The sequence below is a fragment of the Streptomyces sp. NPDC012935 genome, from assembly GCF_042900345.1.
Taxonomy (GTDB): Bacteria; Actinomycetota; Actinomycetes; order Streptomycetales; family Streptomycetaceae; genus Streptomyces.
On record NZ_JBIBBC010000029.1, the window covers coordinates 1 to 15,748 of the forward strand.

General features: G+C 71.5%; 15 protein-coding genes and 1 riboswitch. Of the genes, 7 read left to right on the forward strand and 8 right to left on the reverse strand.

Features of this window, described 5'->3' with window-relative positions; translation table 11 throughout:
• Nucleotides 1-209 precede the first annotated feature (209 nt).
• The gene (locus tag ACFY5C_RS39160) at nt 210-1,076 is read right to left on the reverse strand and encodes a hypothetical protein (RefSeq protein WP_389454693.1); all 867 of its coding nucleotides are present in this window, start codon (nt 1,074-1,076) and stop codon (nt 210-212) included.
• Nucleotides 1,077-1,214: 138 nt separating this feature from the next.
• On the opposite strand from ACFY5C_RS39160, the gene ACFY5C_RS39165 reads away from it, so the two are divergent.
• Complete coding sequence (locus tag ACFY5C_RS39165) at nt 1,215-1,586, forward strand: hypothetical protein (protein ID WP_389454512.1); 372 nt, start codon at nt 1,215-1,217, stop codon at nt 1,584-1,586.
• Nucleotides 1,587-1,602: 16 nt separating this feature from the next.
• Nucleotides 1,603-2,805, forward strand: a complete 1,203-nt coding sequence (locus tag ACFY5C_RS39170; RefSeq protein WP_389454516.1) for a glutathionylspermidine synthase family protein — start codon at nt 1,603-1,605, stop codon at nt 2,803-2,805.
• Nucleotides 2,806-3,000: 195 nt separating this feature from the next.
• On the opposite strand, the gene rocD is transcribed toward ACFY5C_RS39170, so the two are convergent.
• Nucleotides 3,001-4,215, reverse strand: coding sequence for an ornithine--oxo-acid transaminase (rocD, locus tag ACFY5C_RS39175; protein WP_389454519.1), 1,215 nt, complete (start codon nt 4,213-4,215; stop codon nt 3,001-3,003).
• A gap of 162 nt (nt 4,216-4,377) precedes the next feature.
• Nucleotides 4,378-4,480, forward strand: a riboswitch (ZMP/ZTP riboswitch).
• 31 nt (nt 4,481-4,511) lie between these two features.
• On the opposite strand from rocD, the gene ACFY5C_RS39180 reads away from it, so the two are divergent.
• A complete protein-coding gene (locus tag ACFY5C_RS39180) occupies nt 4,512-5,960 on the forward strand; it encodes a glycine hydroxymethyltransferase (protein ID WP_389454522.1) in 1,449 nt (482 codons plus the stop codon).
• Between the two features lie 27 nt (nt 5,961-5,987).
• On the opposite strand, the gene ACFY5C_RS39185 is transcribed toward ACFY5C_RS39180, so the two are convergent.
• The 4 genes from ACFY5C_RS39185 to ACFY5C_RS39200 form a co-directional block, all read right to left on the reverse strand.
• Nucleotides 5,988-6,656, reverse strand: a complete 669-nt coding sequence (locus tag ACFY5C_RS39185) for a hypothetical protein (protein WP_389454696.1) — start codon at nt 6,654-6,656, stop codon at nt 5,988-5,990.
• A gap of 286 nt (nt 6,657-6,942) precedes the next feature.
• A complete protein-coding gene (locus ACFY5C_RS39190; protein ID WP_389454525.1) occupies nt 6,943-7,641 on the reverse strand; it encodes a hypothetical protein in 699 nt (232 codons plus the stop codon).
• A gap of 391 nt (nt 7,642-8,032) precedes the next feature.
• Nucleotides 8,033-9,049: a hypothetical protein gene (locus ACFY5C_RS39195; protein ID WP_389454528.1), complete on the reverse strand. Its 1,017-nt coding sequence runs from the start codon at nt 9,047-9,049 to the stop codon at nt 8,033-8,035.
• On the reverse strand, nt 9,042-9,602 hold the full coding sequence (locus ACFY5C_RS39200; protein ID WP_389454530.1) for an RNA polymerase sigma factor: 561 nt from the start codon (nt 9,600-9,602) through the stop codon (nt 9,042-9,044). The genes ACFY5C_RS39195 and ACFY5C_RS39200 overlap by 8 nt, the downstream gene beginning before the upstream one ends.
• A gap of 142 nt (nt 9,603-9,744) precedes the next feature.
• On the opposite strand from ACFY5C_RS39200, the gene trpS reads away from it, so the two are divergent.
• Nucleotides 9,745-10,758 (forward strand): tryptophan--tRNA ligase, encoded by a 1,014-nt coding sequence (trpS, locus tag ACFY5C_RS39205; protein ID WP_389454533.1) that lies wholly within the window; start codon nt 9,745-9,747, stop codon nt 10,756-10,758.
• Between the two features lie 213 nt (nt 10,759-10,971).
• Nucleotides 10,972-11,550 (forward strand): 2'-5' RNA ligase family protein, encoded by a 579-nt coding sequence (locus tag ACFY5C_RS39210; protein WP_389454536.1) that lies wholly within the window; start codon nt 10,972-10,974, stop codon nt 11,548-11,550.
• 355 nt (nt 11,551-11,905) lie between these two features.
• Here the strand turns inward: ACFY5C_RS39210 and ACFY5C_RS39215 are convergent, their stop codons facing one another.
• Both ACFY5C_RS39215 and ACFY5C_RS39220 read right to left on the reverse strand, forming a co-directional pair.
• Nucleotides 11,906-12,661, reverse strand: a complete 756-nt coding sequence (locus ACFY5C_RS39215; protein ID WP_389454539.1) for a decaprenylphospho-beta-D-erythro-pentofuranosid-2-ulose 2-reductase — start codon at nt 12,659-12,661, stop codon at nt 11,906-11,908.
• A 69-nt stretch (nt 12,662-12,730) separates the two neighbouring features.
• A complete protein-coding gene (locus tag ACFY5C_RS39220; RefSeq protein WP_389454542.1) occupies nt 12,731-14,086 on the reverse strand; it encodes an FAD-binding protein in 1,356 nt (451 codons plus the stop codon).
• A gap of 133 nt (nt 14,087-14,219) precedes the next feature.
• Between ACFY5C_RS39220 and ACFY5C_RS39225 the strand changes: the two genes are divergently transcribed.
• Together ACFY5C_RS39225 and ACFY5C_RS39230 are read left to right on the forward strand one after the other, a co-directional pair.
• A complete protein-coding gene (locus tag ACFY5C_RS39225) occupies nt 14,220-14,756 on the forward strand; it encodes a phosphatase PAP2 family protein (RefSeq protein ID WP_389454545.1) in 537 nt (178 codons plus the stop codon).
• Nucleotides 14,749-15,741, forward strand: coding sequence for a decaprenyl-phosphate phosphoribosyltransferase (locus ACFY5C_RS39230; RefSeq protein WP_389454548.1), 993 nt, complete (start codon nt 14,749-14,751; stop codon nt 15,739-15,741). Before ACFY5C_RS39225 ends, ACFY5C_RS39230 begins: the two co-directional genes overlap by 8 nt.
• Nucleotides 15,742-15,748: the final 7 nt, after the last annotated feature.

Genomic DNA, 15,748 nt, shown 5'->3' on the forward strand with positions numbered 1-15,748 from the left:
CGCTCCCGGGGTTTCGCGTCCCGCCCCGCGGCGCCCCCGCCCCCCCCCCCCCCCGCCCCCCCCCCCCCCCCCCCCCCCCCCCCCCCCCCCCCCCCCCCCCCCCCCCCCCCCCCCCCCCCCCCCCCCCCCCCCCGGGCCGGGGTCGAAGGGGCAGCGCCCCTTCAAGGACGGGACGGGTAGGGGCGGCGGGGGCGAAACGAGCGCCCCCCTCAGCCGGCCACCCGGGCCCGCCCCTCCCCTTCCCCCTCCCCGCCGGAGGCAACCGGCGCCTCCCCGAACCGCGCCAACACCAACGCCCCCACCACCGACACCACGAACCCCAGCACCGCCAGCCAGGCCAACCCCTCCCGCGTCCGATCCCCCAACCACACCACCCCCACCAGCGCCGGCCCGACCGTTTCTCCGATCACCATCGCCGCCGTCGCAGTGGTCACGGACCCCCGCTGCAATGCCGACGTCAACGCCAGAAACGCCGCCCCGCCGCCCAACAACAGCGCATACGTCGCCGGGTTCGCCAACAGCTCCGGCACCGCCACCGAGTCGATCAACCGCACCGCCACCTCCACCACCCCGAACCCGAACCCCGCGGCCAACCCCAGCACCAACCCCCGCCCCCGCTCCGGCAACCGCCCACCGGCCAGCCCCACCCCGAGCACCCCCAGAGCCACGCCGAGCATCGCGAACCTGAGCGGATCCGAGCCCTCCCGATCCCCTTCCGCCCCCGACGCGAGCCCCAGCATCGCGAGCCCGGCACACACCACCCCCACCGCGGCCCACTCACTGCGCCGCAACCGCACCCGCAGCAACCGTGCCGCGACCACCGCCGTCACCGCGAGACTGGACGCCAACGCCGCCCCGACGGCGTAGATGGGAAGCGACCGCAGGGCGACGACCTGCAACACGAACCCCAGCCCGTCCAAGGCCAGCCCGGCCAGATACCGCCACTGCCGAAGCGCCCGCAGCAGCACCCCCGCCTCGCCGCCCCGGCCGCCCTGCGCACTCGCCGTCCGCGCGGCCATCGCCTGCAGGACGGTGGCCGTACCGAAACAGACCGCCGCACCCAGCGCACACACCATCCCAAACAGCACAAAGCGACTGTAGGCGAGCACCGAAGGGGCAGCCCCGCCGACAGCCCCATACGAAACGATCTCTAGGCTGTCCGCCGGACGGGAAAAAAGACGAGTACAACATCTGGAATCTCGGGGGAGACACACATGGCGGAAACACGACGCAGGCTGCGCTCCAGCACGGTCGTACTCGGCGGCATGGGAGTCATAGCCGCGGCCCTCACCTCATGCAGCTCGGACCCGGACCGCCGCTGCGTCGACCGCGACAGCTACACGTACGAGGGCTACAAGGTCGTCGCGGACAAGAACTGCAAGTCCGGAACGGGTTCGAGCACCTCGTACGGCAAGAGCGGCAAGGGCGGCAAGGGCGGCAAGAAGAAGACCGGCAGCGCGGACGCCGCCTGGTACTACGACGCCGACGTCTCCGCAGGCCGCGCCGACTACGGCACCTTCAGCCGTGGCGAGGCCGTCGACCGCGGCGGCTTCGGCTGCTCGGGCTCGGGCAGCAGCGGCGGCTGAGCAGGACCCGTAGACGATGGAGCGCCGCACGACCGCCCCCCGCCCCGGCTGGCAGCAGACCGTCGAGGAGCAGGGGCTCATCTATCCCCTTACCCGTCACCCCGACAACTCCCTGCGCCCGTACTGGGACGAGAGCGCCTACTACGTCTTCTCCCTGGAGGAGGTCGAGGCGCTGGAAGAGGTCGTCGAAGAACTCCACCGCATGTGCCTGACGGCGGCCGAGCACATCGTCGCCGACAACCGGTTCGCCGACCTCGGCATCACCGACCCGCGCATCGTGCACGCGGTCACCGACGCCTGGCACCGCCGCGCCGAACTGCCCTCCGTCTACGGCCGCTTCGACCTCCGCTACGACGGCACCGGCCCGGCGAAACTCCTGGAGTACAACGCCGACACCCCCACGTCCCTCGTCGAGGCCGCCTCGCCCCAGTGGTTCTGGATGGAGGAACGCTTCCCCGGCGCCGACCAGTGGAACTCCCTCCACGAACGCCTCGTCGCCGCCTGGAAGAAACAGTCCGCCCTGCTCCCGCCCGGCAGCCCCCTGTACTTCGCGTACTCCTCCGCCGACGAGCTCGGCGAGGACATGATGACCGTCGCCTATCTGAAGGAGACGGCGGAGCAGGCGGGGCTGGACACCGGCTGGATCTCCATGGAGGAGATCGGCTGGGACCGCCTCTCCGGCCGCTTCGTCGACACCCGACTGCGCTTCATCCGCAGCTGCTTCAAGCTGTACCCCTGGGAGTGGCTCACCACCGACCGCTTCGCCGACCACGTCCTCGGCACCCTCGACAACGGCGGCGGCACCGGCTCGACGCTGTGGATCGAGCCGGCCTGGAAGATGCTCCTCAGCAACAAGGCCCTCCTCGCCATCCTCTGGGAGCTCTACCCGGACCACCCGAACCTGCTCCCCGCCCATCTCGACGGGCCACGGGAACTGGCGACGACGACGGGCTACGTCGCCAAGCCCCTGCTGGGCCGGGAGGGCGCCGGGGTGACCGTGCACGAGCCGATGCCCTCGATCACCACCGGCGCCGGTCCTGCCGTACGCGAAGAGCCCTGCTGTTACCAGCAGTTGGCTCCGCTCCCCGCCTTCGACGGCAATCACGTCGTCCTCGGCGCGTGGGTCGTCGAGGACGAGTCGGCGGGCCTGGGTATCCGCGAGTCGTCCGGCCTGATCACGGACGGGTACGCGCGCTTCCTCCCGCACGTGATCCTCTGAAGGCGCCCGCCGGCCCCAGACCACTCACCGCTGCCGCCCGGGCCGGCTCCCCGGACCACCGTCCACCACCACCTGACCTGGACGATCCACGGTGCCAAGCCCCTCGCCCGCGCGATCTTCGACCACACCGCACACTGCTGTAGCTGTAGCTGTAGCTGTAGCTGTAGCTGTAGCCGGACGGCCGGCAGTGCCGGGTCACATCCCGAGCACACCTCGCAACTGGGCGAGCCCCCAGTCCAGATCCTCCTGCCCGATCACCAGAGGCGGCGCGATGCGGATCGTCGACCCATGGGTGTCCTTCACCAGCACACCCCGGTCCATCAGCTTCTCCGACACCTCCCGCCCCGTGCCGTACATCCGGGCGATGTCGACCCCCGCCCACAGCCCACGTCCCCGCACCGCCGTCACCCGCCCGGTCCCGGCCAACAGGCCCAGCTCCCGGTGCAGATGCGCGCCGAGCTGTGCCGCCCGCTCCTGGAATTCGCCCGTCCGCAGCATCGCGATCACCTCCAGCGCCACCGCACAGGCCAGCGGATTCCCACCGAACGTCGACCCGTGCTCCCCGGGCCGGAACACGCCGAGCACATCGGCCGACGACACCACCGCCGACACCGGCACGACCCCGCCCCCGAGCGCCTTCCCGAGCACATACACATCCGGCACCACCCCCTCGTGCTCGCATGCGAACGTCCGACCCGTGCGCCCCAGCCCCGACTGGATCTCGTCCGCCATGAACAGCACGTTCCGCTCCCGCGTCAGCTCCCGCACCGCCGGCAGATAACCGGCCGGCGGAACGAGCACCCCCGCCTCGCCCTGGATCGGCTCCAGCAGTACCGCCACCGTGTTCTCCGTCAACGCCTCCCGCATGGCCGTCAGATCGCCGTACGGCACGATCTCGAAGCCCGGCGTGTACGGCCCGAAGTCCGCCCGCGCCTCCGCGTCGGTGGAGAAGCTGATGATCGTCGTCGTACGGCCGTGGAAGTTGTTGCCCGCGACGACGACCTTCGCCATCTCCGCCGGCACCCCCTTGACCCGGTAGCCCCACTTCCGGGCGGTCTTCACCGCCGTCTCCACAGCCTCCGCCCCGGTGTTCATCGGCAGCACCATCTCCATCCCGCACAGCTCGGCGAGCTGCTTGCAGAACGCGGCGAACCGGTCGTGATGAAACGCCCGCGACGTCAGCGTCACCCGCTCCAGCTGCGCCTTCGCCGCGTCCACGATCCGCCGGTTGCCGTGCCCGAAGTTGAGCGCCGAATACCCGGCAAGCAGATCCAGATACCGTCGCCCCTCCACATCCGTCATCCACGCCCCGTCTGCCGTAGCCACGACGACCGGCAGCGGGTGGTAGTTGTGGGCGCTGTGCGCGTCGACCGCGGCGATCAGGGATTCGGTGGTGCTCGACGTGCTCACGGGGTTCTCCGTTTCCGCCACCACGAGTGCTCGCGCTCCGCCGGTCACGAGGCTCGTGGCCACTGTCCATTTCTGGCCGTTCGAGTGCTTTGCGGCCCCTTCCTATCGTTGCTCGCATGGCGGACGCGGGACCATGCCGCGTCGGCGCGCCCGGTAGGCTGATCGACGGGCCGTGACTGGCGCGCTGAGATGGGACCGACCATCGGGGAGCGGCCCACTGGACCTCGTCGTCCAGCACCGAGTGCCGTGCGCCTGGGCCGAACCGTGAACGCTGCACACGACGTCCGGAGGTCCCCATGCCAGCCGAGCCCCTCTCCAACGAGTCCACCGCCTTCCGTTCCGCCCTCGACGTGATCCGCGCCGTCGAGCCGCGCGTGGCCGACGCCATCGGCCAGGAGGTCGCCGACCAGCGCGAGATGCTGAAACTGATCGCCTCCGAGAACTACGCCTCCCCGGCCACCCTCCTGGCGATGGGCAACTGGTTCAGCGACAAATACGCCGAGGGCACCGTCGGCCGCCGCTTCTACGCCGGCTGCCGCAACGTCGATACCGTCGAGGCCCTCGCCGCCGAGCACGCCCGGGAGCTCTTCGGCGCTCGCCACGCCTACGTCCAGCCCCACTCCGGCATCGACGCCAACCTCGTCGCCTTCTGGGCCGTCCTCGCCGCCCGCGTCGAGGCCCCCGCCCTGGAGAAGGCCGGCGTCCGCCAGGTCAACGACCTCACCGAGGCCGACTGGGCGGAACTCCGCCAGGCCTTCGGCAACCAGCGCATGCTCGGCATGTCCCTGGACGCCGGCGGCCACCTCACCCACGGCTTCCGCCCGAACATCTCCGGCAAGATGTTCAACCAGCGCTCCTACGGCACCGACCCCGCCACGGGCCTGATCGACTACGAGGCGCTGCGTGCCTCCGCCCGCGACTTCAAGCCGCTGATCATCGTCGCCGGCTACTCCGCCTACCCCCGTCTCGTGAACTTCCGGATCATGCGCGAGATCGCCGACGAGGTCGGCGCCACGCTCATGGTGGACATGGCCCACTTCGCGGGTCTCGTCGCCGGCAAGGTCCTCACCGGCGACTTCGACCCCGTCCCGCACGCCCAGATCGTCACCACCACCACCCACAAGTCCCTGCGTGGCCCGCGCGGCGGCATGGTCCTGTGCGACGACTCCCTCAAGGACCAGGTCGACCGCGGCTGCCCGATGGTCCTCGGCGGCCCGCTCCCGCATGTCATGGCAGCCAAGGCCGTCGCCCTGGCCGAGGCCCGGCAGGATTCCTTCCGCGACTACGCCCAGCGCATCGTCGACAACTCCCGGGCACTGGCGGAGGGCCTGATGCGCCGCGGCGCGACCCTCGTGACCGGCGGCACGGACAACCACCTCAACCTGATCGACGTCGCCTCCTCCTACGGCCTCACCGGCCGCCAGGCCGAGGCCGCGCTCCTCGAGTCCGGCATCGTCACCAACCGCAACGCCATCCCGGCCGACCCCAACGGCGCCTGGTACACCTCCGGCATCCGCATCGGCACCCCTGCCCTGACCACCCGTGGCCTGGGTACCGCCGAGATGGACGAGGTCGCCGCCCTCATCGACCGCGTCCTCACCACCACCGAGCCCGGCACCACCAGCAAGGGCGCCCCCTCCAAGGCGCAGCACGTCCTGGACCCGAAGCTCGCCGACGAGATCTCCCACCGCGCCACCGACCTCGTGGCGGGCTTCCCGCTGTACCCGGAGGTCGACCTGGGCTGACGCCACTGGGGCATCTTCCTGGCGTTCTCAGAGATCCAGGTCGATCAACTCATGGCGTGGTTCCTCCCGCGGCGGTCCGGCTCCCGGCCGGGCCGCCGCGCGGCGTATCAGCAGCGTGCCGCCCACTCCGGTCGCGAACCCGACGGCCAGCCCCGCCAACGCCCACCCGGCATCATCCATCGCCGGGCCGGGCTGCTCCCCGGCGGCAGCGGCCCCGACGAACTGGTCCCCCGTCTCGCCGAGGAGCCCTGCCAGGTCCAGCCGCTCGAAGACGGAGCGTGGCGCGCGGTGCCAGCGGATGTCGTCGTCCTCCACGTCGGGAGCGAGATCCGAGCGCACCCAGGGCGTGCCGTCACCGGCCACGAACAGCTGGTCCTGCCGGTGGATGGCCACGTCTCCTCCCGGCGGCCGGTTCGTCCGGGGCCAGCCACCGATCCCGGTCAGACCCCAGATCACCGTGATGCGCATCCGTGGATGACGCCCCTCGGCCCAGGCCTCGGACACCCGCTCCGTCCCGACGTACGTCGGCTGCAGCAATTGCCAGAGGCGGGCGAAGGCCGACTCGCCGGAGCGCAAGGTCGTCGTCCGTCCCGTGCCACCGGCGACGACCACAGCCACATCGGGAACATCCCGCCCCTGTGCCGGCACCGCCGCGGCGGTCGTCGCTGTTCCGCACAGCGCCAGCGCAGCCGCCATCGGGACGAGCAGCGCGAGCCGCGCCGTGCCGTACCCGCCGCCGTACGCCGGCCGCGTCGTTCCCTTGCCGGGGAGGTCCTCCAGCCCCGCGCGGCGACGAACGACGTCCGCCGCCGTGCCGTACCCGCCTGCTCGCCACCCTCTCCGCCCTCCGCCATGTGCACCCACTGCTCCCCCTCGCGTCTCATCAGCCCCATCAGTCCGCCCGCCGGCCGTGTCGGTCCCTTGCCGGGCAGGGCCTCCAACCCCGCGCGGCAAAGACCGACGTCCGCTTCTCAGGCCGGCGTCACACGTCGCGCAGCTCCTGCCTGGGCCCCGGCTCACCCCGCAGCCGCTCCAGAGACAGTCGCGTGGCGAAGGGCCGCAGTACCAGCGCAAGCACCGCTCCGGCTGCCGCGCCCGGCAGTGCCCACCACCAGTCGGTCCCGTCACCCGACCCGGTTGATTGGGCCAGCGGCGCCTCGGTCGCCATGTCAGTGGTGTCGGTCGCAGCGCCCGCCGACGAATCCCTCGCGCCTTCGTTCTCTCCGGGTGCCTTCGACGCCGGCGGGACGGCCTCCGCGCTACCCCCAGCCGAGGTCTTGCTCATCAGGCCAAGGTCCCTGAACAGGGTGCGCAACTGGGCCGGCTGCTCGGCGCGATGCCAGGTGCCGTTCGTCGGCTGGTTGCTGCCCACAGCGGTGTGTATCCAGACGCTCCGCCCGTCGTCCATCTCGTAGACCCGGTCGACGCGCCACGGCGTCACGTCATGGGCCATCCACGTGACGCTGATCTGGTGGGCCGCCATGAGGTCGGCCTCAGGCGGCTTGTCCCGCGTGCCCCTGCCCCCGGGGCCGAGCAGCCCGTCCAGCTCGCCGTACTCCTCGTCCGAGTAGTACAGCGAAGCCGTCTTCTGGCTCTCCGGGGAAGCCAGGAAGACGCTTGTCGATCCTCCGGCCGAGGCGGGAGGCGCACCCCACAGCAGAAGGGCGAGCGTGGCAGCCAACGCCCCGATCGTGGCCGCAAGTTCACGGCACCTGCTCCTGCGGCCGCCCTCGCACCCAGGCGGCCGATCTCCCGAGCGGCCGGCCTCCTGTCCCGGCCACCGTCCTTCGAAGCGGCCGATCTCATGTCCCCACATCCGAACCCCCAAGCCGAGCGATCCCCGTGCGGCCCGTCCCCGAGCCGCATGTCACTTCTGGTACACCGCCCGACCCGCCGGGGTTCCCACCCTCGGCCCACTATTTCCGGACCGACTCCTTCAAGGGCTCGTCCCGACCGTGGGCTCTTTCCGACCGTGGGCTCTTTCCGACCATGGGCTCTTTCCGACCATGGGTTGGTTCCACCATGGGTTGGTCCCGACCATGGGGTCGTCCCGGTTCACACGTTGGGCCTGCCTAATTCGAGGTCACCTCGGGCGGCCTCTGGAGCGACCGCGCGATCTCCACCGCTCGGTCCTTCGACGCCACGCCCTCCAGCCGCAGCGTCACGATCCCGCTCCCGGCCTTGTGGGTCCACAGCAACGTCGGCCCGGCCGTCCGCTCCTCGTGGGCATAGCGCCGGCCGCTCGCGTCCACGAGCCAGAAGGTCAGCAGGTGCGGCCGCGCGAACCACAGGGCCGGGTCGGTCGCGCCGTTGCTCGAGGGGTCGGGACCAAGGGCGATCCATTCCGGTGGTTCGCGCACCGTCTTGGCGAAGCCGGGGTCCAGGCTTGCCCGCCGCTCGTCCAGCCGTATCGTGCGCCCGTCCTCGTGCCAGCACAGGCTCACCACGACCCGTCCCCGCGCCTCATCCGTCACCGCGACCGTGTCCGGCATGCCGAGCTCCTCCGGAACCGGGGGTTCGAACCCGGCCCGGCGCTCCGCCTCGGCGAATGACACCGAGCGGCCGCAGCCGGGAACCTGGGCGCCCGGGGCGGGGGCCGCCGACGGGTCGTATCGCACCTCGACCCCGGCGAAGTCGAACCAGTCGAACACCGCAGCCCGCACCGGGGGCGTGAGCACAAGCACCGCCAGCAGGCCGCACAGCGCCGCGGTCAGCGAACGCCACCGCGCCCGCGTCCAGCGCCGCAGCGCCCGCAGCCGTTCAGCGGCGCCCGGTGGCTCGGCCACCGGAACCGGTAGGCGCTCGGCGAGTATCTGCCCCAGCACCCGCTCGACCATCGTCTCGGTGCCGTCCGCCGAGTCCGGCGCGTCCAGCGAGCGTCCGAGCGCCCGCAGCTCCTCGGGCAGCCCTGCCGCGGCGGCATCGCGCCGGCCGTGATCACCGGCGCCAGCGTCAGTGGCTCCGGCTCCCCGACCGCTTCGATCGGCGCCGGTGCCGTCCCCGGCGCCGTCCCGCCCGTACCTATGCCGTCCGTGATCGTCGTACGGTCCCTGGCCGGCGCCGTCGTCCGGCCTCCTCCCGTCACCCATGCTCATCACCCCCTTCCCGAGGCTGAAAGTCAGGCAGCAAGCGCCCCAGCTTCCGCAGCGCGCGGTTCAGCCGGGATTTCACCGTGCCCCGGGGCCAGCCCAGTGCCTGGGCCGTCTCGGACTCGTCCATCTCCAGGAGATAGCGGTAGGTCACGACCAGGCGATGCTCCTCGCTCAGCTTCTCCAGGGCGGACTGCAGCGCGGCACGGCGCTCTATCTCCAGCGCGGCCACCGCCGGGTCCGCCGACTCCGGTATCAGTGGCTCGGCCTCCACGAACGCCGCCTCACGCCCGGCCAGTGAGCGCTGGCGGGCCGCCGTGCGCACTGTGTTCCTCGTCTCATTGGCCACGATCGCGAGCAGCCACGGCTTGAACGCCGAGCCGTCCTTGAACCGCCCCAGCGAGCAGTACGCCTTGACGAAGGCTTGCTGCACCACGTCCTCCGCGTCCGCACCCGCCCCGAGTGCGGCAGCCGCCCTGAGCGCGATGCCCGTATGGGCACGCACCAGCTGCGCATACGCCTCCGGCTCTCCGGCGCGTACGCGTGCGATCACCGCGGCCTCATCGACGATGCGGCCCCCCTCCCGCGTTCTCACATTCTTGGTACACCGCCCGGCCTGGATCGGTTCCCACCCGTGTCGGATCTGTTTCCGTGCCGTTCCGGATCGGCCCCCGACACCTGAGAGAATGGTGAGCATGGCCTCTGATCGACCCCGCGTGCTCTCCGGAATCCAGCCCACCGCAGGCTCGTTCCACCTCGGCAACTACCTGGGCGCCGTCCGCCAGTGGGTGGCCCTGCAGGAGACCCACGACGCGTTCTACATGGTCGTCGACCTGCACGCGATCACGCTCCCGCAGGACCCCGCGGACCTGCGCGCCAACACCCGGCTCGCCGCCGCCCAGCTCCTCGCCGCCGGCCTCGACCCCGAGCGCTGCACGCTCTTCGTCCAGAGCCACGTCCCCGAGCACGCCCAGCTCGCCTGGGTCATGAACTGCCTCACCGGCTTCGGCGAGGCCTCCCGCATGACCCAGTTCAAGGACAAGTCCGCCAAGCAGGGCGCGGACCGGGCGTCGGTCGGCCTGTTCACGTACCCGATCCTGCAGGTCGCGGACATCCTGCTGTACCAGGCCAACGAGGTCCCGGTCGGCGAGGACCAGCGCCAGCACATCGAGCTCACCCGCGACCTCGCCGAGCGCTTCAACGGCCGCTTCGGCCAGACCTTCACCGTCCCGAAGCCGTACATCCTCAAGGAGACGGCGAAGATCTACGACCTTCAGGACCCGTCGATCAAGATGAGCAAGTCGGCGTCCACGCCGAAGGGCCTCATCAACCTGCTCGACGAGCCCAAGGCCACCGCCAAGAAGGTCAAGAGCGCGGTCACCGACACCGACACCGTCATCCGCTACGACGTCGCGAACAAGCCGGGCATCAGCAATCTGCTCACCATCTACTCGACCCTCACCGGGACGGGAATCGCGGAACTGGAGCAGAAGTACGACGGCAAGGGCTACGGTGCGCTCAAGACGGACCTCGCCGAGGTCATGGTCGAGTTCGTGACGCCGTTCCGGGAGCGCACCCAGCAGTACCTGGACGACCCGGAGACGCTGGACTCGATCCTGGCCAAGGGCGCGGAGAAAGCGCGTGCCGTCGCCGCGGAGACGCTCTCCCAGGCGTACGACAAGGTGGGCTTCCTGCCCGCCAAACACTGAGCCCGCACCACGGCAGGCGACCGGAAAACGGCCGTACCACCGCACAGCGCTGCACATCACTACGGTTGCGCCTGCCCGCAGCACTGCCGTGGCCGTACAGTCGATAGCCGAGTGACCGCATCGGCGGCCGCTCACGCTCACCAACAGGGCACGAGCTCACAACAGGACGAGCCTCGCGATGTGCGAGCTCACCGACAGACGACAGGAGACGACGTGGGGACCGTAACGATCGGCGTGTCGATCGCGGTCCCGGAGCCTCACGGCAGCCTGCTCCAGGAGCGGCGCGCGGGCTTCGGCGACGCCGCGGCTCACGGCATCCCCACGCACGTCACACTGCTGCCGCCGACGGAGGTCGACGCCTCGCTGCTGCCCGCGATCGAGGCGCACCTCGTCGAGGTCGCGGCCGCCGGCCGCCCCTTCCCGATGCGGCTGTCCGGCACCGGCACTTTCCGGCCCCTCTCGCCGGTGGTCTTCGTGCAGGTCGTCGAGGGCGCCGCGGCCTGCACGTGGCTGCAGAAGCAGGTCCGCCACGACTCCGGGCCGGTCGCACGCGAACTGCAGTTCCCGTACCACCCGCATGTCACCGTCGCGCACGGCATCGACGAGGCCTCGATGGACCGCGCCTTCGACGAGCTGGCCGACTACCAGGCCGCGTGGTCCTGCAACGGCTTCGCCCTCTACGAGCAGGGCGCCGACGGCGTGTGGCGCAGGCTGAGGGACTTCGCCTTCGGCGGCTCGGTGGTGCCGCCGCAGGCGGGGGCCGTGGAGCGTGGGTCGATCCCAGCGGGGTAGCTCCGCTGGTGGGGCGGGGGCGGTTGGTGGTCGGCTGCGGGTTCGTGGTGGTTGGTCGCGCAGTTCCCCGCGCCCCTAGGGGGCGTTGCCGAGCCGCGGCAATCATGGGGTGACCCCGTCTTGTGCTTTGCGGGCCGGGTCGTTGATTGTCTGCGGGTTCGTGGTGGCTGGTTGCGCAGTTCCCCGCGCCCCTGGGGGGTGTCGGGCCGCGGCACTGATGGGGTGACCCCGTCTTGTGCTTTGCGGGCCGGGTCGTTGATTGTCTGCGGGTTCGTGGTGGCTGGTCGCGCAGTTCCCCGCGCCCCTGGGGGGTGTCGGGGCGCGGCATTGAATGCGGTGGCCCGTCGCAGCGGACCTAGAGCGGCAGGCGGCGGAACATCGCTCGCGGTACGTGCCGTAGGGCTGACATCACCAGCCTGAGCGCGCCCGGGACCCATACCGTCTCCGAGCGGCGCCGGAGGCCCACTTCGATGGCCGTCGCGACGGCCTCCGGGGTGGTCGCGAGCGGGCTTTCCTCCAGGCCGGCGGTCATCTTGGACCGTACGAATCCGGGGCGGACGATCATGACGTGGACGCCGGTGCCGTGCAGGGCGTCACCCAGGCCCTGGGTGAAGGTGTCGAGGCCGGCCTTGCTGGAGCCGTAGATGAAGTTGGCGCGCCGGGCCCGTTCGCCGGCGACCGAGGACAGGACGACCAGGGAGCCGTGGCCCTGGCTCTGGAGGGCGCTCGCGGTGACCAGGGTCGCCGACACGGCGCCCGTGTAGTTGGTCTGGGCGACCCGCACGGCGCTCAACGGCTCGCGCTCGTCGTGGGCCTGGTCGCCGAGGATCCCGAAGGCGAGCAGCACCATGTCGATGTCGCCCTCCGCGAAGACCTTGCCGAGCGCCGCCTCGTGGGACTCGGGGTCGAGCGCGTCGAAAGCCACCGTGTGCACGTCGGCTCCCAGTGCGCGCAGATCGGCCGCGGACTGCTCCAGGGCGGGCGACGGGCGGCCGGCCAGCCAGACCGTGCGGGTACGGCGCGCGATCAGGCGGCGTGCGGTTGCCAGCGCGATCTCGGACGTACCGCCGAGGACGAGCAGGGACTGGGGGAGGCCGAAGGCGTCCTTCACGACAGCTCCTAGGGATCTGAGGGTCCGAGAGATGAGGGGTTGAGGGTGCGAGAGGTCCGTTGGCCGGTGCTACAGGCCCAGGCGCCGGGCCAGGTCCGAGACGAACACCTCGCGCGGGTCCACCTCGGCGCGCAGCGCGCGGAAGGCGTCCAGGCGGGGGTACATCGCGGCGAGCACCTCGGGTCGCAGCCGGGAGTCCTTGGCGAGGTACACGCGCCCGCCCGCCGCGGCCACCTCCTCGTCCAGCGCGTCGAGGAGGGTGGCGAGGCCGGGCATGCCGGCCGGGATGTCCAGGGCCAGGGTCCAGCCGGGGGCGGGGAAGGAGAGCCAGCCGGGGTCGGCTTCCCCGAAGCGTTTGAGGACGGCCAGGAAGGACGGGCAGCGGTGCTCGGAGATGCGCCGCACGATCCGGCGCAGTGTCTCCTCCTGGCCGTGTCCGACGACGAACTGGTACTGCACGAAGCCGCCCCGGCCGTAGATCCGGTTCCAGTGCGGGACGCCGTCCAGCGGGTGGAAGAAGGCGGAGAGCCGCTGCAGTTCGCCGGTACGCGCGTGTGGGGCCGTGCGGTACCAGAGCTCGTTGAACCAGCCCACGGTACGGCGGTTGAGTAGCCCTTCCGGCAGGAACGCGGGCGCGGTCGGCAGCCGGGCGGGGCGGAAGGCGAGCGGGTCTCTCCACGCGCGTGTGCCTCTGCGCAGGGCCTCCAGGGGCGCGTGGTCACCGCGGGTGAGCACCGCGCGCCCCGTCGCCGCGCCACGTGCCAGCAGGTCGATCCACGCCACCGAGTAGCGGTAGTGGTCGTCGGTGGCGGCCAGGCATGCCATGAGGTCGTCGAGGTCCCGCGCGCGTTCCGTGTCGACCGACATCAGCGAGGTCTGCACCGGCTGGAGTTGGAGCGTGGCCGTAAGGATCACTCCGGTGAGGCCCATGCCGCCGGTGGTCGCGTCGAACAGGGGTGTGCCGCGGCGGACGGTGCGGATCTCGCCGTCTGCGGTGAGGAGTTCCAGCGACAGGACGTGACGGGAGAACGCGCCCGACACGTGGTGGTTCTTGCCGTGGATGTCGGCCCCGACGGCGCCGCCGACCGTCACATAGCGGGTGCCGGGCGTCACCGGCACGAACCAGCCGAGCGGCAGCAGCACCTCCATCAGCCGGTGCAGGGAGACACCCGCGTCGCAGGCCACGGTGCCGCCGTCGGCGTCGATCGCGTGGATGCGGTCCAGGCCGGTCATGTCGAACACCGTGCCCCCGGCGTTCTGCGCCGCGTCCCCGTACGCCCGGCCCAGGCCCCTCGGGATGACTCCGCGGGCCCCGCAGCCCCGGACGGCGGCCGTCGCCTCCTCGTACGTCCTGGGGCGGATCAGACGGGCTGTGGTGGGGGCGGTGCGGCCCCATCCCGTGACGGAGACGGTGTCGGCAGGCATGTCGGCGACCGTAGCGCCCGCATCTGAGGGATTACTTCTGAAACATCCAGTTTCTCCCCGAAATGGGTGATTAATGGGATGTCGCTCAATATTGCCGTAATTCTGGCTCTGTGGGCGTGAACAGTGAGTCCACATGGACCAACTCGACGACATCGATCGGCGAAGCCTTCGGGGCGCGGACCGCCGAATCCTTTCCGCACTCCATGCCCGCGGCCGCGACCCACGGGTCGCCGCCGCCGCTCGTATCCTGTCCCGGGCGGGCGAGCACGGCGCGCTGTGGCTGGCGGCGGGCGTCGCGGGGGCGGCCGTGGACGGTCGGCGACGTGGCGCCTGGTTGCGCGGTACGGCGCTCACCGCGGGTGCGCACCTCGCCAGCATGGGCGTGAAGAGGGTGGTGCGCCGTCCTCGCCCGGCGCATGTCGAGCCCCTGGTGCGCACCCTCGGCCGGCACTCCTTCCCCAGCTCCCACGCGGCCTCCGCGGCGGCTGCCGCCGTCGCCTACGGCACGCTCGGCGCGTACACGATCGTGCCGCTCGCCGCCGCGATGTGCGTGTCGCGCCTGGTCGTCGGTGTGCACTACCCCTCGGACGTCGCGGCAGGCGTGGCGCTCGGGGCACTCACCGCGCGCGCAGGGACGCGCTGGATGAGCACAGGGGGCGCCCATGCCTGAGACCGCGCACCTGACAAGCGCCGCACGCATCAGACAGGCCGCGCTCCACGAGCAGCGCACGCCCCCGCGTCGAGCCGTGCCACCACCCCGCGCAGGCGGCCCCCGCGCGCTGCTGAAAGGCCTGCTCAAGACCGCGCGCCCCAAGCAGTGGGTCAAGAACATCCTGGTCATCGCCGCTCCGGCCGCCGCCGGTCGGCTCTTCACGACCCATGCCCTGACCCAACTGGCGCTCGTCTTCGTCCTCTTCACCGCCAGTGCCGCCGCCGTCTACCTGATCAACGACGCCCGCGACGCCCAGGCGGACCGCGCGCACCCCACCAAGCGGCACCGGCCGGTCGCCGCCGGTCAGGTCCCCGTGCCGGTCGCCTACACCGTCGGAGGCGCCCTGGCCGCCCTCACGCCGGCCGCCGCGGCCTGGCTGACCTCACCCGCCGTCGCGGCCCTGCTCGCGGCGTACATCGGCATGCAACTGGCGTACTGCGTCAGCCTCAAGCACGTCCTGGTCGTCGACCTCGCCGTCGTCACGACCGGGTTCCTGATGCGGGCGATGGTCGGCGGGCTCGCGCTCGGCATCCCGCTGTCGCGCTGGTTCCTGATCACGACCGGGTTCGGGGCGCTGTTCATGGTGTCGGCCAAGCGCTACTCCGAAGCCGTGCAGATGGCCGGGAAAGCGGGCGCCACGCGCGCGTTGCTCACCGAGTACACCACCGGCTACCTGCGCTTCGTCTGGCAGCTGGCGGCCGGGGTCGCCGTCCTCGCCTACTGCTTGTGGGCCTTGGAGGAGGGCGGCGTCCCGCACACGAGCGTGCTGCCCTGGCGCCAGCTGTCCGTGGTCGCCTTCATCCTCGCCGTCCTGCGCTATGCCGTCTTCGCCGACCGCGGCACCGCGGGCGAACCCGAGGACGTCGTCCTGCGCGACCGCGCGCTCGCTTTCATCGGAGTGGTGTGGCTGGCCATGTACGGGCTGGCGGTGGCCAATTGGTAGGCACGCG